The sequence below is a fragment of the Providencia sp. PROV208 genome, from assembly GCF_028479465.1.
Lineage (GTDB): Bacteria > Pseudomonadota > Gammaproteobacteria > Enterobacterales > Enterobacteriaceae > Providencia > Providencia alcalifaciens.
This window is the reverse complement of the sequence record NZ_JAMPNS010000004.1, coordinates 197450-219480: the sequence shown is the minus strand read 5'-3', so window position 1 is coordinate 219480 and position 22031 is coordinate 197450. Positions and strand designations below refer to the sequence as shown.

Annotated in this window: 21 protein-coding genes; 5 read left to right on the top strand and 16 right to left on the bottom strand. The window is 41.4% G+C overall.

The genetic code is table 11. The features are described from left to right. Positions 1–3: 3 nt before the first annotated feature. From PR766_RS04395 to PR766_RS04365, 7 genes are read right to left on the bottom strand one after another with little or no spacing between them, the layout of a single operon-like run. Positions 4–1737 carry a hydrogenase large subunit gene (locus tag PR766_RS04395; protein WP_272518469.1) on the bottom strand — a complete coding sequence of 578 codons (1734 nt, stop codon included), beginning with the start codon at positions 1735–1737 and terminating at the stop codon, positions 4–6. Position 1738: 1 nt separating this feature from the next. Next, positions 1739–3319, bottom strand: a complete 1581-nt coding sequence (locus PR766_RS04390) for a hydrogenase 4 subunit F (RefSeq protein ID WP_154636261.1) — start codon at positions 3317–3319, stop codon at positions 1739–1741. A 4-nt stretch (positions 3320–3323) separates the two neighbouring features. Continuing rightward, positions 3324–3974, bottom strand: a complete 651-nt coding sequence (gene hyfE / locus PR766_RS04385; RefSeq protein WP_006658444.1) for a hydrogenase 4 membrane subunit — start codon at positions 3972–3974, stop codon at positions 3324–3326. 12 nt (positions 3975–3986) lie between these two features. Further along, entirely contained in the window at positions 3987–5429 is a 1443-nt protein-coding gene (locus PR766_RS04380) for a hydrogenase 4 subunit D (protein WP_006658443.1), read from the bottom strand. A gap of 13 nt (positions 5430–5442) precedes the next feature. Further along, a complete protein-coding gene (locus PR766_RS04375) occupies positions 5443–6393 on the bottom strand; it encodes a respiratory chain complex I subunit 1 family protein (RefSeq protein ID WP_036967563.1) in 951 nt (316 codons plus the stop codon). A gap of 11 nt (positions 6394–6404) precedes the next feature. Continuing rightward, complete coding sequence (gene hyfB, locus PR766_RS04370; protein ID WP_154636262.1) at positions 6405–8420, bottom strand: hydrogenase 4 subunit B; 2016 nt, start codon at positions 8418–8420, stop codon at positions 6405–6407. A 1-nt stretch (position 8421) separates the two neighbouring features. After that, positions 8422–9039: a 4Fe-4S dicluster domain-containing protein gene (locus PR766_RS04365; protein ID WP_006662469.1), complete on the bottom strand. Its 618-nt coding sequence runs from the start codon at positions 9037–9039 to the stop codon at positions 8422–8424. A gap of 688 nt (positions 9040–9727) precedes the next feature. Between PR766_RS04365 and PR766_RS04360 the strand changes: the two genes are divergently transcribed. Further along, complete coding sequence (locus PR766_RS04360; protein WP_036963305.1) at positions 9728–11131, top strand: cytochrome c peroxidase; 1404 nt, start codon at positions 9728–9730, stop codon at positions 11129–11131. 135 nt (positions 11132–11266) lie between these two features. On the opposite strand, the gene PR766_RS04355 is transcribed toward PR766_RS04360, so the two are convergent. Both PR766_RS04355 and PR766_RS18435 read right to left on the bottom strand, forming a co-directional pair. After that, positions 11267–11575 carry a hypothetical protein gene (locus PR766_RS04355; RefSeq protein WP_006662467.1) on the bottom strand — a complete coding sequence of 103 codons (309 nt, stop codon included), beginning with the start codon at positions 11573–11575 and terminating at the stop codon, positions 11267–11269. Between the two features lie 32 nt (positions 11576–11607). After that, a complete protein-coding gene (locus PR766_RS18435; RefSeq protein ID WP_071992408.1) occupies positions 11608–11904 on the bottom strand; it encodes an ankyrin repeat domain-containing protein in 297 nt (98 codons plus the stop codon). Between the two features lie 449 nt (positions 11905–12353). Here PR766_RS18435 and PR766_RS04350 point away from each other — a divergent pair, with 449 nt between their 5' ends. From PR766_RS04350 to PR766_RS04335, 4 genes are all read left to right on the top strand, one after another. After that, positions 12354–13190, top strand: a complete 837-nt coding sequence (locus PR766_RS04350; protein WP_220128206.1) for an HNH endonuclease — start codon at positions 12354–12356, stop codon at positions 13188–13190. Continuing rightward, positions 13187–13588 (top strand): (deoxy)nucleoside triphosphate pyrophosphohydrolase, encoded by a 402-nt coding sequence (locus PR766_RS04345; RefSeq protein ID WP_006662465.1) that lies wholly within the window; start codon positions 13187–13189, stop codon positions 13586–13588. The genes PR766_RS04350 and PR766_RS04345 overlap by 4 nt, the downstream gene beginning before the upstream one ends. 97 nt (positions 13589–13685) lie before the next feature. Continuing rightward, entirely contained in the window at positions 13686–14939 is a 1254-nt protein-coding gene (locus PR766_RS04340; protein WP_036972850.1) for a DUF4225 domain-containing protein, read from the top strand. 354 nt (positions 14940–15293) lie between these two features. Then, positions 15294–15638, top strand: coding sequence for a cell envelope integrity protein TolA (locus tag PR766_RS04335; RefSeq protein WP_154636263.1), 345 nt, complete (start codon positions 15294–15296; stop codon positions 15636–15638). Between the two features lie 769 nt (positions 15639–16407). Here the strand turns inward: PR766_RS04335 and PR766_RS04330 are convergent. The 7 genes from PR766_RS04330 to PR766_RS04300 form a co-directional block, all read right to left on the bottom strand. Then, positions 16408–17175 (bottom strand): hypothetical protein, encoded by a 768-nt coding sequence (locus PR766_RS04330; protein WP_154636264.1) that lies wholly within the window; start codon positions 17173–17175, stop codon positions 16408–16410. Between the two features lie 138 nt (positions 17176–17313). Beyond that, on the bottom strand, positions 17314–18141 hold the full coding sequence (locus PR766_RS04325) for a DUF932 domain-containing protein (protein WP_154636265.1): 828 nt from the start codon (positions 18139–18141) through the stop codon (positions 17314–17316). Between the two features lie 69 nt (positions 18142–18210). After that, positions 18211–18639, bottom strand: a complete 429-nt coding sequence (locus PR766_RS04320; RefSeq protein WP_230086817.1) for an antirestriction protein — start codon at positions 18637–18639, stop codon at positions 18211–18213. A gap of 130 nt (positions 18640–18769) precedes the next feature. Beyond that, positions 18770–19108: a hypothetical protein gene (locus PR766_RS04315; protein ID WP_154636267.1), complete on the bottom strand. Its 339-nt coding sequence runs from the start codon at positions 19106–19108 to the stop codon at positions 18770–18772. Between the two features lie 42 nt (positions 19109–19150). Continuing rightward, positions 19151–19834, bottom strand: a complete 684-nt coding sequence (locus PR766_RS04310; RefSeq protein ID WP_230086801.1) for an HTH domain-containing protein — start codon at positions 19832–19834, stop codon at positions 19151–19153. A 246-nt stretch (positions 19835–20080) separates the two neighbouring features. Then, entirely contained in the window at positions 20081–20965 is an 885-nt protein-coding gene (locus tag PR766_RS04305) for a GTPase family protein (RefSeq protein ID WP_154636269.1), read from the bottom strand. Positions 20966–21037: 72 nt separating this feature from the next. Then, positions 21038–21991 carry a hypothetical protein gene (locus PR766_RS04300; protein ID WP_154636270.1) on the bottom strand — a complete coding sequence of 318 codons (954 nt, stop codon included), beginning with the start codon at positions 21989–21991 and terminating at the stop codon, positions 21038–21040. Positions 21992–22031 lie beyond the last annotated feature (40 nt).

Genomic DNA, 22031 nt, shown 5'->3' with positions numbered 1-22031 from the left:
CCGTTATTTCATAATCGAGTGTTTGCGCTCGATGCTGTACTGTTCGAGCTCTTTGTACGCCACGGTTTTGGCTTTACGTTTTTTCACATCCACCAGCGTGACGCGGTCTGTACAGGAGTAACAAGGGTCAAGGCTACCGATGATCAGCGGTGCATCGGACACAGTATTGCCTTGCAGCATATAACGCAGCACTGGCCAATTCGCGTAAGTGGCAGCGCGGCAGCGCCAGCGATACAGTTTTTGGTTATCGCCGAGCATGCTCCAGTGAACATCTTCACCTCGCGGCGCTTCGGTATAGCCTAGTGCAAATTTATGAGGCTGATAGGTAAAGCCTTCGGTCAGAATTGGGCCTTCTGGCATATTGTCGAGGGCATATTCAATCATCGACAGGGAATCCAACGTCTCTTTGATACGCACCATCACGCGGGAATAAACATCGCAACCATCTAAGGTGAATAATGTTTTTGGTAAATTGCCATAATCCGCAAATGGGTGGTCGAAACGCACATCGCGCTTGAAGCCGCTGGCACGGATCATCGGTCCCACAGGGCTGTAATCACGGGCAACTTGTGGATCGAGGCGACCAACACCGACGGTGCGTTGCTCCATATTTGGTGTACTGAGCAGCATATCCACCAGCTGAGTCACATCTTGGCGCATCTCTTTAACCAGCTGAATAGTTTTGACGCGCTGCTCTTTTAAGAAGTCACGGCGAACCCCGCCAATTAAGTTGGTACCGTAGGTTTTACGGGCGCCTGTCAGTAATTCCGCCATGGTCATGGATTTTTCACGCACACGGAAAAATTGCATGAAACCAGTATCAAAACCGGTGAAGTGGCTCGCTAAACCGATATTCAGCAAATGGCTGTGTAAACGTTCCACTTCCAGTAACACACTGCGAATGGTATGAGCGCGCTGAGGCACATAAATACCGAGCGCATTTTCCACGGAGGTAGTATATGCCACGCTATGAGTGAATCCGCAAATACCGCAAACACGGTCAGATAAGAAAGTGACTTCGTTGTAACCCATGCGGGTCTCAGCCAGTTTTTCCATCCCACGGTGAACATAGAACATACGGTAATCCGCATCCACAATGCGCTCGCCGTCAACAAACAGACGAAAATGTCCCGGTTCATCCGACGTGATATGCAAAGGACCAATTGGCACCACGCGGCTTTGGGTTTTGCTATCGTTAATAAACTCGTAGGTTTCTGTATCGGTAGTCGGTACTGGGCGCTGGCGATAATCCATGGTGTCTTTGCGCAGTGGATACAGGTCTTCCGGCCAGTCATCCGGCAATACTAAACGACGCTCATCCGGCAAGCCCACTGGGCGTAAACCGTACATATCACGGATTTCACGCTCACCCCACACAGCCGCAGGCACCCGTGGCGTTACAGATGGGAACTCTTGAGTGATTGGGCTGACATACGCTTTCACCGTCACCCAACATTTTTCCCCCTCTTCCATCGACAGCGCATAATACACTGCAAACTGCCCATTGAGAGGACGCTCATCGTTCCCCCACAGCACCGGCAACCAACCGCCGCAGCCGTAATAAAGAAACTCCACCACTTCCGGTAGCATCTCGGTTTTTACTGTGATGGTGACTTGGTTAGCGGTTTGCCACTCCTCTTCCAGCATGGCATGAGGAAATTTCTCGCGCACTTTTGCCAGATAGCCCGCGCCTTTGCGAACGCCCTGAAGGGTATCTGTATAATTCTGATAGCTCACGTTATTTCTCCTGCAATGAAGGTTCGGAGGTGCTAACACCCCACGGCCATTGGTAATGTAAAGTGGTAATTTGATGGTCGAATGTCGCGCTATCTTTCAGCACAATCGTGGCAGCATTTTCCAGTAAGCGACTAACCGGTTGAGGAATATAGGTTCCCATTACCAACATGAGGACAATCAAGATTGCCATGGGTAACGTGGTTAAAATACCTAACTCACCCCGTGCTACACACTCAGGCTGTTCACCGAATAAAGTTTTTGAGATCATGCGGATCAAACCACCCAGTACGATCGTAATCAGGATCAGCACCAGCAAGGTTAACCAGAAATGATTGGCAACCAGCCCTGCCACCACAATCATAAATTCACTCAAAAATACGTTGAAAGGAGGCATGCCACCCAGCGCTAATGCACCACCGGCAAACACAACCGCAGTGAATGGCATTGTACGAAGTAACCCTTTCACGACAGTGATATCGCGCGTGCCATATTTCAGAAGAACGTTACCGGAACCGCAAAACAGTAAGGTTTTACCCAAACTGTGGTTCAAGGTGTGCAGTAATGCCGCCAACACGCCTAAAGGTCCGCCAATCCCTAATGCGACCGCAATTAGCCCCATGTTTTCCACACTGGAGTACGCCAGCAAACGCTTCATATCTTTTTGTACCAAGATAAAGAATGCAGCCACCGCTACGGACATTAATCCGAACACCAGCAATAAGGTTTGAGTGAATTCGCCGCCAATCGATGACGTGACGATAATGTAGTAACGGATGATAATCAGCAGTGCGCAGTTCAGCAGCACCGCAGACAGCAACGCCGATGTTGGGCTTGGTGCCTCACTGTGCGCATCCGGTAACCATGCATGCATTGGGAACAGGCCGGTTTTGGTACCAAAACCGATTAACACAAAGACAAAGGCAAGATGCATCAAGGTTGGGTCAAGAAGGTCAGTGTATTTTAGGACTTCCGTCCAGAAGATCGCCATTTCCGGATTCGGCATCACGTTCACCGCATTGGCATACACGAGAATGGTGCCGAAAAGACCAAATGCCACACCGACACTACAGATAATAATGTATTTCCACGCAGCTTCTAGCGAAGAGCGTTGACCATAAATCCCCACCAAGAAAGCCGAGCTTAATGTCGTGGCTTCTACCGCAGCCCACATCAGGATCAGGTTATTACTGGTGATCACCAGTAGCATGGTAAAGAGAAATAAATGGAAGAAACCGTAGTAATTACATAAGGTTCCTACGCTAATTTCACCTTCATACACTTCATGATTCATATAACCGATGGAGTACAAGCCAGTCAGGAAACCGACAATACCTAAAATGGCGAGGAATAATCCGGCGAGGCTATCAAGGTGAACCCAGTTACCTGCCATGAGTAGATCACCGACCTGATCAATGGTGCTAACCATCCACAAAGAAAGTACGAGCAGCACCACAATACCCACGAAGTGGATCACCGTGACGAGGGCTTTCGCCCCATTACCCAGTAAACGGCTCGCGAACGCCAGCAGTGAAATCACCAGCGGAGTTGCCATCAATAAGGTTAATAACATTGTTTGACTCATCTCATCACCCCTTCAGCGCGGTCAGTTGATCCACGTTCAGTGTGTTGAGCGTGCGATAAATTTTGCGAGCCAATACCGCCATAATAATCACTGCAAAAATGGCGTCTGTGGCAATACCAATTTCCACCAGCTCAGGGGCTTTATACGCCAGCAGAGCTAAGGTCAGATGAGAGCCGTTTTCCATTAAACAGTAACCGAAGGCTTGCTTGAGAATATTGCGCTGCGTAACAATGCACAGCAGCCCCAGCATAAAGTGCCCCAAAGAAACTGCTAAAGCGGGTTTTAAATCCGCCGCCAGTGGCAGTTTTATTGGCTCGACTACGAACCAACACAGCACCACGATTACTGCTGCGGCAAGCATCAACCATGCTGGGCTAATCACCCCGCCGTTAGCGGTTGGGTCAGATAATTTACGGAAGGCGTAACCCATAATCAGCGGCACTAAAACCACTTTGGTGGCAAACGCTGTCCCTGCCCACATTGCCAATTCAGGGGCGTTGAGGGTGTACGATAACGTGCCGAAAATCGCCACTAACACCAGCGACTGCAACGCATAGAACCAACAAGACACCACCGGCTTTTTCGCGCCGATCACCAGCAGCGACGTGATCATCATCAGCCCTGCCAAATTATTCACTATCATTGAACCAGTCATTCTTTCTCTCCCTTAACCGAGCCAGATGACGGCAATAACACTAGAACAGAAGGACATCACTATCAGTAAGCCAATCACCCACTGCATTGCCCATGGAACTGCGCTGCCGTTTGCCACCTCTTCACTTGGTTCACCTGGAACCACTTTACCGAACCAGTACAGCAACCATGCAAAGCTCGCCACAGATTCAATCAGCACTAACACCATGATTGGCGTTAATATCCAGAAATGTTCTGAAAGGGCGAAACCCGCTGCAAAGATAGGGAATTTACTGAAGAAACCGTTCAGTGGAGGAACACCCGCAATTGCCAGTGCCGCCACGCAAAAGCCAACACCCAGTAGAGGATAACGTTTTGCCAAACCACGTAAGCGCGGTAGCATGCGTGTTCCACAGCTATAACTCAGTGCGCCCGCGACTAAGAAGAACAAACTTTTGGCGAAAGCATGGTTAAAGATGTAAGCAATCCCGCCGTCGAACGCCTCTTTCGAACCAAAGACTGACAGCGATAACGCTAAGAAGATGTATGCCAGTTGTGTGATGGTTGACCATGCCAATAGACGTTTCATGTCTTTTTGCGGCAGGTACATCATAAATCCATACACCAGTGTGATGACTGCCATCACCACACCCACCCAACCAATAATTTCTGGCACATGGGTAGAGGACATCAAGCCACGCGCAAAGATATACACACCGACCTTCACCATGGAGGCCGCATGTAAGTAAGCACTAACTGGGGTTGGGGCTTCCATCGCATCGGGAAGCCAGGCTTGCAGTGGTAACTGCGCTGATTTACCCCATGCGGCAAACAAAATGCCACCAAACACAATCAAGCTTTGCGATTCACTTAGACGGTCGATGGCACTCAGTGCGAACGTTCCTGTACTAATAAATAACGTTGCCGCCGCCATGTATAAGCCGAGTGAACCCACATGGGTGATCAATAGCGCCTTCATCGCCGAACGCTGCGACTTTTCAGTTTGGTAGTAACCAATCAGCGCCCAAGAGCAGCCGCCAGTAATTTCGAAAAACACTAACTGCCCTAAAATGGTTGAGGAGAGAACAACACCCGCCATCGCCCCAATAAAGATCAGTAAAAAGGCGTAGTAACGACGAGTCGGTCCATGAGCGTGTTCACGATTGCCTTCAGTGAGATACCCCGTTGAGTAGAGGCAAATCAAGAAGCCGAGGAACACCACCGCAAACGCAATCAGCGTACTCACGCCATCCACGGTAAAACCGAATAGCGCCACATCACCTGTCTGGATTAACTCCAGTGTGGTGGCGACCTTACCACCGTCTAAATAGAGCCAGCCCAGTGCCGCTGTTCCCAAAGACGCTAGCAACGCCACTAAGGTACTTAGCCACGGTGCTAGACGGGTGGGTAGCACACTGACCAGCAACGCCCCGATGAACGGGATTACCAAGGTTGCTAGTGCAATATTTTCTAACATGCTTCGTCGCTCCTTATAGACCGGTGAGGTAGAAGACGAATCCAAGTGCCGCAACACCGAATCCTAACCAAGTCACATGGTGCGTTAATAAAAAACGACCACGAGCCAGACTGTTTTCGACCAGCGACGCCAGCACGAAAATCACCAATAATTTCACTAGCAGTAATCCCATCGCTAACAACACGCTGCCAACGGTAAAGGCACTTGCATTACCAAATGGGAAGAAAATCGACAGGAATAGCACTGCCACAATCACTTGTTTGAGCCCTATTCCCCATTTCACTAACGCCAGTCCAGAACCGGAGTATTCCGTCAAAGGACCTTCTTGCAGCTCTTGCTCTGCTTCTGCTACGTCGAATGGGATTTTGCCCATCTCAATGAAAGTTGCGAAGCCGCAAGCCAGTAACGCTAATAAAGTGGCAGTTGGGGATACCCAGCCTTCACTCATCGTGGCGCTAATAGTGCCAATGTTGGTGGAACCTGCTATCAGAGCAACGACCAACAGACCGAGGAATAACGTCGGCTCTACCAGTACGCCAAGTGTTAATTCACGGCTTGCGCCGATACCGGCAAATGGGCTTCCGGTATCGAGACCGGAAAGTGAAAAGAAGAAGCGGAATAGTGCAAAGATATACAGCACGATGATGATGTCGGCTGCGCCACTAAACAGCGATGTGTGAGTCACCACTGGCAATGCCATCGCTAATAACAACATACTGCCGAGCAGCACGTACGGCATGATGCGAAAGATAATGCCAGAATCACGGGGAGCAACCGACTGGCGAGTCAGCAGCTTGGCAATATCCCGATAATCTTGCCAAACTCCAGGCCCTTGGCGGGAATGCATTTTGGCGCGAATTTGACGAGAGATCCCCGTAAATAACGGTGTTAGCAATAACAATACAACCGCTTGAATGATGGCGAAGATCCCTGTCATCAATGTGGGTGTTTCTTGAATCGACATGGTTTCTCTCCTTACGCCGCAATCACAACAAGCAGCACGATCAAGGCCGCAACAACATATAGGCAGTAGAGTCTAAAGTCCCCACCTTGTAGGCATTGCATTCGTTTTGCTATTCGGTTAATCACGCGAACCAATGGATAAATAATCTTGTCATCCCAGAACGGTTCAACCTTCCCTGCCCCCTCTTTGGTGACTTCGAGGGCTTGCGCTAGACGAGCAGACGGATCGAGCTGGGTACGCAGGCGATATAACGGTGCGAACATAGAACGTAGCGGTTGAGTAAAACCACCCGCTGACACCGACATATCTTTTTCCCATGCATAGCCACACGCCCATGCATCGCCTTTACGACGCGCTTCCAACTGTTTGCCTTTGAACACCATGTAAATAATCAGCGGGATGATTGGCAGAGCCAGCAATAAAATCAGCGTCATGGCTGGGGAGATCATCGCTTGAGAGGCGCTGTTTGGTATGAGCATTGCACCTTGTGCCACGGTGATATCTGTCGCATGCGTCAGAGACATTGCCACATTGGCCAGAACGGGTGCGATGTAAGTCGCACCAACCCCTAAAATCACACAGATAACGGCAAGGATCAGCATTGCAGCGGTCATCGTCCAAGGGACTTCACGAGCATGCGCCGCTTGTTCGCTACGCGCACCACCGCAGAAACTCACACCGTAGACTTTCACAAAGCACATCGCTGCCAACGCCCCGGTGATGGCTAACATCACAATGGCAATTGGACCGCTGATGCGCATAATGAAAGTGCCTTCGTGGCTCATAGAGAACAGAGATTGGTAGGTGTACCACTCACTGACAAAACCGTTAAGAGGAGGAAGCGCTGAAATCGCCATACAGCCGATTAAAAACGCGGTTGCGGTGAGTGGCATTAATTTCACCAGCCCACCCATTTTTTCCATATCTCGGGTATGCACACGGTAAATCACTGCGCCCGCGCCGAGGAATAATAAGCCTTTGAACACCGCATGATTGAGTAAGTGATATATCGCACCGAGCAGACCGATGGTTGCCAACACTGGCATATTGTTCGCCATACCAACCATCGCGACCCCCACCCCCATCAGGATGATTCCGATATTTTCGACGGTATGCCATGCGAGTAAGCGTTTGATATCATGCTCAGCCAACGCATACATAACGCCCAAGACGGAAGACACTGCCCCGAATGCCAAGACCACGATCCCCCACCAGCCTTGAGTCGCACCCAGTAGGTCGATACCCACTTTGATGATCCCAAAAATACCGATTTTTACCATCACGCCAGACATTAAAGCCGATGCATGAGACGGTGCTGCGGGGTGAGCTTGCGGTAACCAGCTGTGCAATGGGAGCATCCCTGCTTTGGCACCAAAGCCAAAAAATCCCAATAAAAACACCACCGATGCCATCGCCGGTGAGAGCGAGAGCTGGCGGAATGAATCAAAATCTAAGCTGCCACTTTCACGCCACATTAAGAAGAAGGCGATCATAATTAAAATCGAACCGGCGTGGGCAATAAAGAAGTACAGCAAACCAGCACGGATGGATTTGTCATCTTGGTCGGCAATGACTAGGAACCAAGAAGCCAGTGACATCATTTCGAATAAGATAATGAAGTAGAACGCATTATCCATCACCACTAAGGCGACCATCGAGGCGATAAACAGGTTCAGGAAGAATCCCATGCTCCACGCGCCACGACCGCAATATTCCTGAACATAATTCAAGGAGTACAAGGCGCTAACCGTCACCAACAAGGAGATGACCATCACCATAAAAGCGGCAAGGCTATCGAATCTGACAGCAAAATTGGCGAATGGGAACGGACCTTGTGATAGGTAAGTGAGAACATCTCCACTCATTAAGACAGGGATAGCACTGCATAATCCAAGCACGCCCCCGATCATGGCAGTAATTCCCGCGACATAGATGGCGAGCTTTTCTTGTCGTTTAAAGAGCAACGAGACAAAACCCCCTACCGCATAGAAAATGACTGACCATAAAAGTAACTGAAGAGGTGTCATGTTATGGGTTCTCCCGATCAGCAACAAAAATGTCGAACTCTGGCGGCATGACATCGACAGAGGCATTACGGCGTTTGGCACTTTCGTTTTCGAGTTGATTTTCTTCCACTAGATGGAGGGCATCGGTCGGGCAGACTTTGACGCAAGCCGGTCCTTCGTCACTGAAATCACATAGGTCACATTTCACAGCAACGTTGCGAATTCCGGCGTTCCACGCAAGGAAGGGGTTCATGGTTGGGAGGCTATCGGGCACATCTAACAGCATCTCTTTTGGTACATATTGTTCAAAGAAATCAGGCGTATCCACCGGTTTGCTACCTGATGGCGTGATAGCCCCAAATGGGCAAACCAGTCCACACAGTTTGCACCCGATACACAGGCTTTCGTTCAGCACAATCATGCCATTTTCGTGTGTGATGGCATTGACCGGACACACGCGCGCACACGGAGCATCGTCACATTGACGACAGAGCATCGGTGCGGTGAGCTCGCCAACTTTGACCACCTTTAGTCGCGGATGTGTTTGTAATCCTTGGGCTTTATGCGTTTCTGAGCACGCTGCCATGCAGGTATTACATCCGATACACAGTTGTGGGTCTGCAATTACAAAGCGATTCATTCGCTTTCCCCTCCAATCAAATCGATCGAATTATTAATATTGATGGAGTTGTATTAGCATATTTCATGCCATGATTATTTTTGTTATTTATCAAATGGTTAATTTAATCACATGGAAAAATCGACACTAATGACGATAAAATTAGGGCGGCAAGTAGCCATTATCGACACGAAGCTACATCACAAAATATTTTCAGGGGAAATGAATTTCAAAGGGAATTTACTAACTGAATTGTTTTTTACAATTTCGCGGTAATAAGATAAAAATAATTCGCTATTTTTACATTATTATTTTTAATTTACGCTTTTTTATTTTTTTAATTTTAAAAGTACATTTATTTTTCAATAAACATAAATATTAACTTAACTTATATAGAAATTTTCTAAATTTATTTTAATTAACGGCAAAATCATCATTAATGACCAGTCATTAATAAATAATAATTTCAAGTAAAAAACAACAATAACCAAATAAAATCATATGATTATGAAAATAAAAAAAACGATAAAAATATATTTCATTCTTATTAATAGGCAAATCTTATTTCATCAATCGATTAAACCGATGGCTATCATTGATAAAAATCAAAAACCATTGTGCTTTATTTACCCATAATAGTCCGTCCATAGAATTATATTAACTAAAAATATTTAATTATATTTGACCGCAATCTTCCAAGGATAGTGTAATGAAAAAATTTACTCGCATTACGGTCGCTACCATATTTTTGCTTTTACTCGGTTATTTTGGGTTATCTGGATATGTGTGGTACCACGATAATCAACGAAGACAAAATAGTGACATTCAGACATCTAAAATTGCAGAAAATAATCAAGTCCTCCAATTCTTTGCCGAAAAAGGATGCGATTACTGTCACACGCCGTCAACTGACTTACCTGCTTATGCCTCATTTCCAATTGCTAAACAACTGATGGAGTACGATATTCAACTGGGTTATAAGTCCTTTAACCTTGAAGCCGCTCGCGCTGCGTTAATTGCTGGAGAACCAGTTCCTCAGAGCGAATTAAATAAAATTGAGTGGGTGATGCAGAATCACACCATGCCACCAACACGTTATGTTGCACTGCACTGGGCAAGTAGTGTGAGTGACGAAGAACGCGATAAATTACTCGGTTGGATTGCGAAGCAGCGCGCAGAGCATTATGCCACCGAGGACACTGCGGTAGAGCACCGCAATGAGCCAATCCAGCCAATTCCAAAATCACTGGAAGTGGATGATAAGAAAGTGGCGTTAGGCTTTCGCCTGTACCATGACGCTCGCTTATCTGGAGACAGCACCATCTCTTGTGCTCACTGCCACGCGCTAAATGCTGGTGGGGTTGATGGTCGTAAAACCTCCATCGGTGTTGGCGGTGCCGTTGGCCCAATCAACGCACCCACTGTGTTCAACTCTGTGTTTAACGTCGAGCAATTCTGGGATGGTCGTGCCCCTGACTTACAAGCACAAGCAGGCGGTCCGCCATTAAACCCAATCGAAATGGCATCCAAATCATGGGATGAAATCATTGTAAAACTGGATAAAGACCCGGTATTAAAACAGGATTTCAATGCGGTTTACCCTGAAGGGTTTACAGGCGACAGCATCACTGATGCTATCGCAGAATTCGAAAAAACCTTAATCACCCCAGATTCACCATTCGATAATTGGTTACGCGGCGATAGTGCTGCACTCACAGCGCAACAGCGGCATGGTTATCAATTATTTAAAGAGAATAAATGTGCAACTTGCCATGGCGGCGTGATCCTCGGTGGTCGTTCTTTCGAACCGTTAGGTTTGAAGAAAGACTATGAATTCGGTGAAGTTACCGCACAAGACATCGGGCGTATGAATGTCACCTCTGAAGAACGCGATAAACTGCGCCAAAAAGTCCCAACTCTGCGCAATGTTGAGTTAACCGCACCGTATTTTCACCGTGGTGATGTGGCTACCTTAGATGAAGCAGTCAAACAAATGTTGCGTTATCAAGTGGGTAAAGAGTTACCACAAAAAGATGTCGACGATATTGTCGCCTTTCTGAAGAGCTTAACGGGTGTTTACACTCCGTATGTCTCACAGAACGAAGCACAATAATGATTGATTGAGTTATCTTTGCATAGCGCCATGCAATCAGAGTATTTATTAAAATGCATTATGTAGTGGTTAATTACTATTTATTTTGCATATAAATCAATGGCTAGTGTTTATCGCACTAGCCATGAATCTTATTTAGGGGTTGATAACTTCAATACAGTTAAATCGATTATAATCAAACTTACACTGCAGATTTTTTCCCAAAAATACTTTTTCAGTTTGTTCGAATCTCGTCTCGCCTAAAGAGAACACCATGCTACTGAGTCCTTGGCACCTTACCTTGGCATACCTTTTATCCATACCAAACCTATCTTTGTGATCTATTATGGCGGATAACATTTGCTCAAATTGAATCTCGCTCTGTTCATCACTGCCTGTTTTACGTAATTCAATGATAGGTAAATACGCTTCGCTAATTTGTTCCCCCTGAGAAACTACGGTCATAAGTACCGTTTCTCTTCCAGTAATGGATAAATTCACATCACTATTAGCGCTTGTACTATCTCTATATCACTACCGCGAACGCTCGCAAACATGAGGGCTGATACACCTAATTTCGATTTGATATTCGAGTCTGCTTTGTGTTTTAACAGAAGTTTTACCACATCGGGTCTATTTTCTGCTGCAGCAACTATTAACCCTGTAATACCCTGCGTATCCTCCGCATCTATATCAAACACATCTGCAATCATTGCTTCAATGTTCGAGATATTCTCATATTTGCAAAATTGAACGCGTGGACAAATTAGCAGGCTTTCAATCCTCCGTGACATTTAGGCAAATATTTAAGGATAAGTTTGGGGCTAGTTCGATACAATGACGAAAAATATTTGGGAACTATGAAAATATTTTATAAATTAGAAAAGAATTTAGCTTTCATATAACCAGCTGAAAAAGATGAATCACGATTTTTTATAATATTAGCTCATTTAACAATCTATACTTAACTCAATTAAACTCTTTATTTAGTTAATAAACTTCAGCCCCCACTTAAAAGCTCTTTAAAAAAATTCAATGTAAACATCGAGAGTCAACATAACTAACATCAGACATCAAAAAACATGTGAACATGCCATCCAAGACATTAAGATATTCTGCAAAATTAAACATACACATATTCCAATGATCAATTATCACCTGTAAAGTATGACAGTTAATTGAGCTAGTAATTATTCAGGGTTTGTTAACGCTGAATATGCTAAGAATGGAGTAGAAAAATATTGTGTACAAATATAATGATCTAAAAATAGGCACAAAACTTAACAACGCTGAGCTCTGTGAAATATTTGGATGTAGCCCCCAAGGCGGTATGCGGCGTGCACACAAAACCAATACTTTAATTATTATCTCAAACCACATCAAATCTATCTACGATGACCGATGGTCCAACAATGTGCTTCATTATACTGGCATGGGTACTAAAGGCGATCAAAGCCTAAGCTTTCAACAAAATAAAACCTTGGCAGGATCAGGTACTAACGGAATTTCCATTCACCTATTTGAGGTATTTAAAGACCAAGAGTACACCTATATGGGTGAAGTGATTCTTGATGGTACTCCATATCCAGAAACACAACCTGATGAACAAGGAAAGCTTAGAAAAGTATATATATTCCCGTTAACGCTAATTTCAGGTGAACGACAAGTTCAGCAGAAAGATCGAGACAACATAGATAACATTAGAGCCCGTAAAGCAAAAAAATTATCTATCGAGGAACTTCAAGAATTAGCAGCTGGAAGTGGAAAAGTAGCGACTTGTTATCAACAAAAATCCACAAATTATGAGAGAAATATTTGGGTCGCTGAGTTGGCTAAAAGGTTAGCAAAAGGACAATGTCAGCTTTGCCTTCAACCCGCACCGTTTAAAAATACCAAAGGTGAGCCTTATCTGGAAACACATCATATTATTTGGCTTTCCAAAGGTGGTGATGATACCTGTGAAAATACTGTAGCCTTATGCCCTAACTGCCACAAGAAAATGCATATAGTTAATAATGAAGAAGATATTGAGACTCTAAAAAATCGAAGTAAAGAATTATTAGAAGCGAATAATCAATGATTAGAAAACATATTAAAGTCGTCGCCGCTGTACTGAAAAATGAAAATACGTTTCTAGCCGTGCAAAGAGGCTTCTCAAAGCTTGATTATATAAGCCATAAATGGGAGTTCCCTGGAGGTAAAGTGGAAGCAGGCGAAACTCTTGTTGAAGCAATTACCAGAGAACTAAATGAAGAATTAAAAATTACAGTTACCAACCCCAAATTTTTGTTAACTATCGAATATAGTTATCCCGACTTTGATATCAAAATGCATTGCTTTGTAATTGAATTACCAAATAGAGCAATAGAACTTACAGAACATATTGATGCTCTTTGGCTTTCTAAAGAAGAATTAAGAACAGTAGATTGGGCATCTGCCGATATTCCTGCGGTAGAAAAAATTCTAACAATATTCTGAGTGAATTTATTCCGAATCATAAAAAATAACTTGTTAATTGGCTATTAATAAATAAAATAAAATTTAACTTAAGTTAACCAAAGGAATGGTGATAAATATGGCTATAGGATATTTTTTACGAGTTGGCGATAAAACAATATGTGGTGGTCAGATTTTAACTGGAGATAATACTTTTATATTTCATGGAAGATCTGCTGCACGTCAGGGCGATCTGGTTACCTGTGGAAAGCATTCTGGGACTTACAACATACTTGGTGGCGTTAGCAATGTATGGGGTAATGGTAGAATGATGGCAGGAACACTGGATAGCTTTAGCTCCTGTCCATGCAAAGCAAGACTGATAAACTCCATCACTGATTGCTACAGCAAAGAAGATGAGCCGATATCTCGCGCATATAACCCTGTAGCTACCGAGACTCCTATTCAGCAACCAATTAGCCAACCAAGTAATCATTACGCTCCCCCTATTATTGCCAATGACAATAAAATTAGAATTGATGCGCAACACCTAATTGATTGTGCTGATGAACTTTGTGAAAAACATCTCTATTATCCTGAAGTAAAGAGTGAATTTAAAAGCGATGTTGAAAATTTTGCTTATCAAATTGTTGATCAGGTTGAATCTGGTCAAAAAAGCTACGAACAAGGTTCTGCCGAATTAAAGCAAGAAGAAAAAGATCTATACCAGCAATCCGCCGATTGGGTTTTAAATGGTCTATCAATACTTGGCGGTATGGCTATGGTTGGTGCTGGCATCGCTTTATGTTCTACAGGTATGGGGTGCATGCTTGGAGCACCTTTAATCGCTCATGGTGCGAATGGTATTTATGAAGGTGGTATTGGCTTTTATGAAGGCAATAGTGATGTTCAGGGTCCATTACGTGAAGGTTATAAGTCAGCAGCTAAAGCTCTAGGGTTTAAAGAATCTGTTGGCAATTTAGCCTATGACCTTGTTGATTTTGGTATTTCCGTTAAAGGAAAATTAAAGCTAATTCCTAAACTAAATGAATATGGAAATCCAAAGAAAAACTTATTCTTTAAAGAATACGCACAAAAAGATCTAGAGTATGCTTATAAGCAAATGAGCAGTAAATTTCTAGTATTTGAAATGATTAGTGATGCAATCTCTATTTCAAAGCTTAGGGATGATGTCAAAAGTATGATGGTCTATGATAAGGATACAGGTCAAACTACATTAGTCATTCGTGAACCTGAAAAAATACAAAATGTAAAAGAAATCGTTGAAGACTGTAAGTATGTATTCGTATTTGGAGGCGATGAACCAAGCTATGTTGAATGTACGGATACTGATGGAAATAAATATAAAGACAGGGAGATCCCTGAATGGTAATAACTTATTATCTAACTGTATTTTTGGGTATTTTAGTTTTTTTCTTTATAAGGAAAAATCTAAAAAAACAATTACGATCAGATAAACTTTATAATGTAAAAAGAAAATCAGCTATTTTATTCTTTTATTTCATTGCGATATATAGTGGCATCAATCTAACAGTAGAAAAAACACTAAGTACTGAAAATACTATATTTCATTTTTTATCAATCTTTATGCTATTTTTATTTGTTTTTTTTATCTGGCGACTTGAAGCAATACAGAGACGTAACTAACTGAAAATAAATTACTTTTAATCATGCATTACCAAATCCTCAAAGAAAAATTAGGAATATAAACCTGAGGTTGTTTTTTATGAAAAAATGCTTTTTATTTTTTAGCATTCTTTTTACTGGGCATTTAAGTGCAGCCCCAACCGACAAGCATCTAATGGATATCTATGCTTTGAATGTCCAAAAATCTATTCAGAGCCGGTTTTATAATACAGACCTTTATAAGGGAAAAGAGTGTGAAATTAAGATCACTCTCGATAATAACGGCAAATTAATTTCAGCTATTGCCCATGATAAAAATAGTAACAATGACAAAAAGCTTTGCATTCGAGGTATAGAGCTAATTGAAAACACTCAATTTCTGCCTACCCCAGAAGATAACTTAACATCAGATAAAAATGTATTCTTTATTCTCTTTCGACTATAAAAATCATGAGGTTAAACAGGATGTTAGCTAATCCGCTAACATCCGTAACCTGCCCACTAATAAAGTTTTACTTAAGTAAACTAACTACAGCCAAAATGCTCACACATCTTTTCAGTCATCACCCACAGCGCCTTATTTCATTTAATATTCTTCATCAAAGCGATAAACAAAACCGCTAATGCCAAAGATTGGTATATTCTAGACAGCTAATATCAACCTACGTAAGTTGGGTAAAAAAGAAACAGATGACGTTTGATTTATAAAAGCTATTGAGCTCAGTGTTTTCCGGAGTAAAAGTTAAATAATCACGCTTAGACTGGCGTTTTTCTTCAAAGAAATACTCTGTGTGATATAAACGAATTTTTAGCTCATGAACTTGATGTTTTTTGAATTAGTAAAGTTAAAACGCGAGAGAAGGGTGATAAAGCAAGGATTCCAGACATAAAAAAAGACGCTTTAAGCGTCTGATTTTTGGTGCGAAGGCCGGACTCGCAAAGAAACACTAACAACATGAAATTTAAATAATATATTTTTATCTATTGTTTTTATACCCGCAAATGTACCCGCATTTAAGTTTTACTATTTAGCTAAAGGAAATAGAAAACTATGTATCTGAATACATAAAGAGATTTTGTTGACTACCGCAGGTAATAAGCTTTCTTTTCACATAATAATGACATTACACCTTCACTTCATTCTCTTACACTTGAGACACCCTTTAGAATCTGAATAAAACTGATACTTATTGAATAAAACATACTACTAAATTTTAAACAAAAAATGATAAAACAACTTTAAATGGGTAAACCAGAATTAATAAAAATTGCTCATGATTTGCTCGGTCTGGCGAAAAGAAAACACCTGATATAAATAAGTAAGCTACATATCCAGAAAGCAGTAATGTAGATGCATACCGGAAAACCTCGTTTCCATCCCTTGCTTTTGTATATGCAAAAGTAAGATAAAAACCTATAATTATTAAAGCTGGGCATGCAATACTAGTCATAACCACAAGAATGAAATAGTGTAGATAATTTGGCGCATCAAAAAGCCCCATAAGTCTATATTCTGACATTTTTGTGTAAATTGCTGTTAACTCTGGATAAATAGACATATAATTAGTCATCATTGCTGCTGAACAATAAAACAATATCCCCATCATTAATGATGCAAAAAAATATAAAAAATCCCATCCTCTATAAATACCATTAAGTCGTATAACATTCACAATACCGAATAAACTAAATATCGGTAGAAAGAATGAAAATGATATCAAGAGATTCAAAAAAAAAGTAGGAAACCAATGAAATACAATCATCATCACAACAATTGCAATCTTTATAGAAAATGCCATCTCTTTTCTAACATTTCCCATCGCTTGATTATAAATGACTAAGTTATTATTACCATTTATCTCAGGACTTTGATTTCTAAAGTCATTCTTAATGCTGATATTTACTTTTCCAATTTTGAAGCTAAATATAGCACCAATAGATAGTGCGACAATAGATTCGATACTCAGTAAACTATCAAACATTTTAATGCTCCTTTAATTAGTAGTATTCCCCTATCATAAGCACTAATTAATCATAAAGCTCATTATAATGATAGCTGAATCATAAATAATGAGCGTATTCACATTTATATCCCGTATAATTCATTAATATGAATATTTTTATTTACTTTGAAAACACTCATGCATCTTTTCAGTCATCACCCACAGCGCCTTATTCAATTTAATATCACCATCAATACCATTCACTGAACGTGTGCGAGCTCGCTTACCTTTCGCATTTCGGCCCGATAGCCCTCCTTTAATTAAATTCTCCTGCAAACGTTGGTACACTGTCCACAGATCATCTTTCTTATCCTCCCAACGGCGAGGTTGTAAAACTTGTTCCTCGGTAATCGGTTGATGTTCCTCACCAAAGCGATAAGTTAAAGCTGCTTGTGCTAAAGCTTGCTGTGCTGGTGGAGGTAATAATAGTGATTGCATTTTTTCACGCTTTTCAGCTACTGCATCAAATGTTTCTAGTACCTCATATGCCCCTTCAATCACCTTGCCAACAACATCACCTTTATGGGGTACACGAACTTCACCAAAGGTATCTCCGCAGACTAAACCATTCTGACATACCGCTCTAAATAGACCCGGCAACATTTGATAGCTACTTGATCCATCATGGCTATTTAATAGAATAATTTCCGGGACTTGTATACCTGTGATTTGATCATGGCGTCGAAGTCTTAACATGTGCTTGGTGTGCTCTCGGCGGCTAACATCACGCACACGGGTCTGGCAAGCAAAGAATGGGTAGAAGCCTTCTTTATGAAGGCTATCCAATAAAGTAATGGTTGGGATGTAAGTGTATCGCTCACTTCTAGATTCGTGTTTTTCCTCAGAGAAAACACTCGGCACAGTACGGAACAATTCTTCAATCGTTAATGGGCGGTCGCGACGAATACTATTCGCTGCACCAAAGCGGGAAGCTAAACGAGTCATAATGAATTTCCTTGAATATAAATAAGATAAGTAAAACAGAAAGAGTGAAGGAGTGAATTAAGGGAGTGGTTAATCGATAAGATGGAAAATAGCTGAGCTTTCAGGATGTTGAATGGCGTAATCACGAAGTTGGTAGAAACGCTCGACCAGTATTTCACTTTCCGTTCTGAACGACCACTGGCTATACAGCATCAAGCAGATGGCAACGCCTGCTGCTTCAGGGCTTAGTACTGCCTCATTGCCATTGTGCATATTGAACAGTGTTAATTTTTCGGGGCCCAAATCAGGATAAATAAATGCGCCACCGTTGGGTAAGGTGCAGTATTCCCAATAGCCGCCAGTGTATTCATCACAGAACTGGCCCATGATAGTAAATATCACCACTTCAAACGTGGTGAAGCCTTTAACGGTGCCAAAGTGGGTTTTCCAAAAATTTGGCCTTTCTGATAGTTTCACTCTATTGGCTTGAATATGTACAAAGCCATCACTAACTAACATTGTTGAGTTCATCATGTATTTCCTTTGAATAAAAACAAATAAGCCTGTCGGTTACCCGATAGGCTTATTAAAAGAGCATAAATTTATATTAGAAATATCCAGTGTATTAACAGGCAAATAAAAAAGTGACTTAACGCATATATGCCCATTCATTAGAACACACCATTTTAGAGCCTTTTAATGTGCACTGACTTATTAAGATATTCCCGGGATACGGTCTAGACTTCAGCCCTATGGTTTCATTAGCCAGTAATTTCTGAGTGCTTGTGTCATAGATATCTACACCACATAAATAACTATTCGCGCCTACTTGCCCACAAGATTGAACACTTTTAACTTCCCCTACTCGATAGTAAGTTGTTTCCTCACCACTACACCCTTTATACAAGATACCAATACCAACAATAGCCAATAAAATTATTAGGGTTCTTGAATGATCAATTAATTTATTGAGTAATTTTGAAAACATTATGTTTACGTTCCATTAATTAAATATAAAGAAAAACAGGTACTAATAATCAATACCTGTCATTGTTCGTTGAAAACTTTCGAAATAAGGTAGCCCTCGAATGAAGTCATCTTCCTGTGATAGTTGGCAGATATCCTGTCTTCGATAACTCATAATCTCCGTAATATGAACAGCTTGAATTTTATCCAGAGGAATAACGACTAACCGCTGAGTGAAACAGGCAATGAGATACCAATGTGCGCCTTGAAGCACTAAGCGATAAGGTGTCAGTTGTAACCACTCGCTATCTGTTTGTTGAATGCGAATATCAACGGTTGACGTAATTCCCGAAATAATTCGATAAAAACATTCTGCGCTGGTGGGATGTACCTCAATTGATGTATGCCAAGCTAAACAAGGATAATGAATGTCACTATGCAGTAAGTGATTAACAGCCTTGCGTGTTAGTCCCGGAAAATAACGAGATAGCCCTACTTTCTGTAAAAAGGTGAAAATATCGGGTGGACGCCAAGCCGTTAAACGTCCTGACAATCGATATCCCTCTTTATCTGAGATAAGGTCAAGATGAGATAATCGCTGATTAAAATCTCGTTGAAGCGTTCTTTCCGACACGCCAAATTCATCAGCGAGCGCTTTTAAGGATAACGTTTCCCCTGCCAATAATCGGCTAATAATCAGTGATAGCCGAACCGCTAAGCGGTCATGACGAGCCTCATTACCCTGCATATCCCTCACCTCCTGTGCCATATAAAACAAGCCTCAGTATAAGAAATGCACCAGACAGGATATGTCGCGATTTAAAATTAAATGAAAAGATTTTCAAGAAATAGAAACATCTAATATATTGATTTAACAATATATTAATTCCATCAATCTAAAACCTTTTGGGAACGACACACCCTGTCGAACCACATTGAGCAAGATATAAACAAAAACGTCTATTTAGCGTTGTTTTGCGCTATACCTGTTACGTTAAAATAACCATCGCCACAATGAAGTCACTGCATCCACTAAAACGTCTTTGGCTTTCACTAATACCGTTTTTAATAGCGTTGATAAGGGAAGTTCATGGAGTATGGAATCGATAGTTTCCGTCACACTTCGGTTAAATCCCTGACGAGCAATACATTCAACCGGCTGAGTTCGGTATGTCGTTTGTAATTGACTGACCACGCTACTGCTAGCATGTGATGGCAACGCTGCAATTAATGTCTCCACAAATTGAGCCAATTGATATGACTCTTTCGCTGAAATAGCAATGACTGGATGTACAGGCAAAAAGGTACGCTGAACCCTATCTACTTTCTGCTGTAAGTGTTGATATTGTTTACCTGAAGGGCTATGCCGTTCAAGGTCCCACTCTCTACATGGTTCAATTTTGTCGGCTTGATTTAAAACAAAAAGGAACCGTGTTTTATCATAGCCACACTGTTCTGTTAGAAATTGATAAGTCAATTCATCCGATATCCACGCACGTTCATCAGCCCTCAATACCCAGATAATTAAATCGAGCTTTGGTAATAATTGCTGATATTGCGCGTAATAAGCATCGTTACTCGCAATACTTTCACCGACACCCGGTAAGTCAACGAAAGTTAATGTTCGTGTGTCTAACTGCATTTCAAAATGTTTAGCTTCATGCGTACCGCTATGAACATCACTGACAGGTGAAACATTAGTTTGAAATAAAGCATTGCATAAGCTGGATTTACCGACACCTGTTTTCCCCATTAAACCAATCGTAGGGGAATATTGAATGATGGCATTCAATTTATTTTCGATTTGAGCATGTAGATGTGAGAGAGATTGAGGAAGTGTTTTAGTTAATACGTTAGAAATGAGGTTTGATGTTGGCATAATAAATTATCTCCTTGATAAATAACAAAGAGATAATGTAGGTTTGAAATATTTTCTAACTCATTGAAGCTTTTATTTTTTTGAAAATTTAATATCATGGGCCCTATTAATTAAATCAGCTAAAACATAGTTCATTTGGAACCCACTGTCTTTTACTAACTCATCCAACTTATTTTTTACTTCTATATCGACATAGCAATTTATTGCTTTCTTAGTTGTTCTTTCATGTCTTAATTTTCTTTGTTGCCATGCCTTATTCATATTCATGATAAATAAAGTTTTTTCTGACGGATGACATTCCCAAAGTTTTAATATGTTATATATTGAAATTTCCATTTCATGGTTAGAAATAGGTTTAAATATAGATAATGGAGAAATACCAGAATCTTTATTATAGTTAGTAAACTCCTTGTCGTTATATTTTTTAATATAATCAAATGCCCATTTGGTACTGTCTCCATTTTTAGCATTGAGCCATTTGAATTTTTTCACTATGTTATTACTTATTGCCCACATATCTTTCAGTTGATTTAAAATATCAATTGAATTAATTACTTCACTATCCAGATATTGGCTATCAAAATATAATACTATATCTTCAGTTTTCCTATGATGTCCATTATCTATCATCGGAAGATTTAGGCTCTCATATGAATTCCTTGCTTTACACTTATCATCAATACTTTCCTTTCTTTTTATTACATCTTCATTCCATATATCTCTTTCTAAAATTAAATACCCCCAAACAAAACTAGTTATTTCTTCATTATCAAAAACCCATTTAAAATCACTTAAAGGTAAGATGTTTTGAATTGCGAGATAATTTAAATGATTAATTAATCCAATTCGTTCACGGTGATCTTTTATATTCTCACGTAGAAAAAAATCAATATCATTTTTAATATTGCTATATACGTTATCCCCCCAAAATTCTTTTTCATTTATTTTTAAAAAACAGAAAATAGCTCTCCAATAAAACAATAGCATTCTTGGATTTTCTTTATTTAACAAACTAAAATTATTCATGTAACCTCCTCAAAATTAAATTGCCACTACGTTGCCATAT

What these genes read in the sequence shown, in the direction of transcription:
- PR766_RS04390 (WP_154636261.1), bottom strand. Translation starts at nt 3,319, where the DNA reads ATGAGTCAAACAATGTTATTAACCTTATTGATGGCAACTCCGCTGGTG.
- hyfE (WP_006658444.1), bottom strand. Translation starts at nt 3,974, where the DNA reads ATGACTGGTTCAATGATAGTGAATAATTTGGCAGGGCTGATGATGATC.
- PR766_RS04380 (WP_006658443.1), bottom strand. Translation starts at nt 5,429, where the DNA reads ATGTTAGAAAATATTGCACTAGCAACCTTGGTAATCCCGTTCATCGGG.
- PR766_RS04375 (WP_036967563.1), bottom strand. Translation starts at nt 6,393, where the DNA reads ATGTCGATTCAAGAAACACCCACATTGATGACAGGGATCTTCGCCATC.
- hyfB (WP_154636262.1), bottom strand. Translation starts at nt 8,420, where the DNA reads ATGACACCTCTTCAGTTACTTTTATGGTCAGTCATTTTCTATGCGGTA.
- PR766_RS04365 (WP_006662469.1), bottom strand. Translation starts at nt 9,039, where the DNA reads ATGAATCGCTTTGTAATTGCAGACCCACAACTGTGTATCGGATGTAAT.
- PR766_RS04360 (WP_036963305.1), top strand. Translation starts at nt 9,728, where the DNA reads ATGAAAAAATTTACTCGCATTACGGTCGCTACCATATTTTTGCTTTTA.
- PR766_RS04355 (WP_006662467.1), bottom strand. Translation starts at nt 11,575, where the DNA reads ATGACCGTAGTTTCTCAGGGGGAACAAATTAGCGAAGCGTATTTACCT.
- PR766_RS18435 (WP_071992408.1), bottom strand. Translation starts at nt 11,904, where the DNA reads ATGTCACGGAGGATTGAAAGCCTGCTAATTTGTCCACGCGTTCAATTT.
- PR766_RS04345 (WP_006662465.1), top strand. Translation starts at nt 13,187, where the DNA reads ATGATTAGAAAACATATTAAAGTCGTCGCCGCTGTACTGAAAAATGAA.
- PR766_RS04340 (WP_036972850.1), top strand. Translation starts at nt 13,686, where the DNA reads ATGGCTATAGGATATTTTTTACGAGTTGGCGATAAAACAATATGTGGT.
- PR766_RS04335 (WP_154636263.1), top strand. Translation starts at nt 15,294, where the DNA reads ATGAAAAAATGCTTTTTATTTTTTAGCATTCTTTTTACTGGGCATTTA.
- PR766_RS04330 (WP_154636264.1), bottom strand. Translation starts at nt 17,175, where the DNA reads ATGTTTGATAGTTTACTGAGTATCGAATCTATTGTCGCACTATCTATT.
- PR766_RS04325 (WP_154636265.1), bottom strand. Translation starts at nt 18,141, where the DNA reads ATGACTCGTTTAGCTTCCCGCTTTGGTGCAGCGAATAGTATTCGTCGC.
- PR766_RS04320 (WP_230086817.1), bottom strand. Translation starts at nt 18,639, where the DNA reads ATGTTAGTTAGTGATGGCTTTGTACATATTCAAGCCAATAGAGTGAAA.
- PR766_RS04315 (WP_154636267.1), bottom strand. Translation starts at nt 19,108, where the DNA reads ATGTTTTCAAAATTACTCAATAAATTAATTGATCATTCAAGAACCCTA.
- PR766_RS04310 (WP_230086801.1), bottom strand. Translation starts at nt 19,834, where the DNA reads ATGCAGGGTAATGAGGCTCGTCATGACCGCTTAGCGGTTCGGCTATCA.
- PR766_RS04305 (WP_154636269.1), bottom strand. Translation starts at nt 20,965, where the DNA reads ATGCCAACATCAAACCTCATTTCTAACGTATTAACTAAAACACTTCCT.
- PR766_RS04300 (WP_154636270.1), bottom strand. Translation starts at nt 21,991, where the DNA reads ATGAATAATTTTAGTTTGTTAAATAAAGAAAATCCAAGAATGCTATTG.